Raw genomic sequence first — 1,569 nt, 5'->3', positions numbered from 1 at the left:
CCCCCCGCCACCTCACCACCACCGGCTCCGGCCCGTACGTGGACGACGTGCGCACCCGGATCGACCCCGAGCTGACCGGGCGGCTCGGGCCCGAGGGCTACCGGCTGACCGTCGGCGCGGACGGCGTGGACATCGCCGGCGGCGGCGAGGCCGGCGTCTTCTGGGCGCGCCAGACCCTGCGGCAGCTGCTCGGCCCCGAGGCGTTCCGCAAGGCGCCGGTCCGGCCGGACGCGGAGCGGACCGTGCCGTACGTGACGGTGGAGGACGCGCCCCGGTTCACCTGGCGCGGCATGATGCTCGACGTGGCGCGCCACTTCATGCCCAAGGACGGCGTGCTGCGCTACCTCGACCTGCTCGCCGCGCACAAGCTCAACGTCTTCCACTTCCACCTCACCGACGACCAGGGCTGGCGCGTCGAGATCAAGCGCTACCCGCGCCTGACGGAGGTCGGCGCCTGGCGCGAGCGGACCAAGCGCGGCGTCGGGCCGACGCTGCTGTGGGACGAGCGCCCGCACGGCGGCTTCTACACCCAGGACGACCTCCGCGAGATCGTCGCGTACGCCGCCGAGCGGCACATCACCGTCGTCCCCGAGATCGACGTCCCCGGGCACTCCCAGGCCGCCATCGCCGCGTACCCGGAGCTCGGCAACACCGACGTCGTCGACACCGCCGCCCTCCGGGTCTGGGACAGGTGGGGCATCAACCCCAACGTCCTCGCCCCCACCGACACCACCCTCCGCTTCTACGAGGGCGTGCTGGAGGAGGTGCTGGACATCTTCCCGTCCCGCTTCGTGCACATCGGCGGCGACGAGTGCCCCAAGGACCAGTGGAAGGCGTCCCCGACCGCCCAGGCTCGGATCAAGGAGCAGGGGCTGAAGGACGAGGACGAGCTGCAGAGCTGGTTCATCCGCCACTTCGACGGCTGGCTCGCCGAGCGCGGCCGGCGCCTCATCGGCTGGGACGAGATCCTGGAGGGCGGGCTCGCGGAGGGCGCCGCGGTCTCCTCCTGGCAGGGCTACGAGGGTGGCATCGCCGCCGCCCAGGCGGGCCACGACGTGGTCATGTGCCCCCAGCAGCACGTGTACCTGGACTACCGGCAGGCCCCGGGCGAGGACGAGCCGATGCCCATCGCGATCGTCCGCACCCTGGAGGACGTCTACCGCTTCGAGCCGGTGCCCCCGCAGTTGACGCCGGAGGAGGCCGCGCACGTGCTAGGCGCCCAGGCCAATGTGTGGACCGAGACGGTGGAGAACCAGGCGCGCGTGGACTACCAGACCTTCCCGCGCCTGGCCGCCTTCGCCGAGGTCGCCTGGACCCCGCTGCCCGCCCCCGCCGAGCGGGACTTCGCTGGCTTCGAGGCCCGCATGGCGGCTGCGCACTACGCCCGCCTGGACGCCCTCGGCATCGACTACCGTCGCCCCACCGGCCCCCGCCCGTGGCAGAAGAGGCCCGCCCCGGAGGGGGGCCAGCTCGGACGTCCGAGCGATGAGGAGCCCCCGATCGTGTGAGCCGGAGCCAACGCGGCTGCCCGGGACCCGCGCCCCTGGAAGCGTGGGTCCCTCACACACA

At 73.2% G+C, this 1,569-nt stretch carries 1 protein-coding gene; it reads left to right on the top strand.

Features of this window, described 5'->3' with window-relative positions; all coding sequences use genetic code 11:
• The coding region (locus AOK16_RS23280; RefSeq protein ID WP_055474107.1) for a beta-N-acetylhexosaminidase at positions 1 to 1,508 on the top strand (1,508 nt) is incomplete at its 5' end.
• Positions 1,509 to 1,569 lie beyond the last annotated feature (61 nt).

The organism is Streptomyces pathocidini, assembly GCF_001418495.1.
GTDB lineage: Bacteria > Actinomycetota > Actinomycetes > Streptomycetales > Streptomycetaceae > Streptomyces > Streptomyces pathocidini.
The sequence above is the reverse complement of the archived record's forward strand: the minus strand, read 5'-3'. Positions and strand labels throughout refer to the sequence as shown.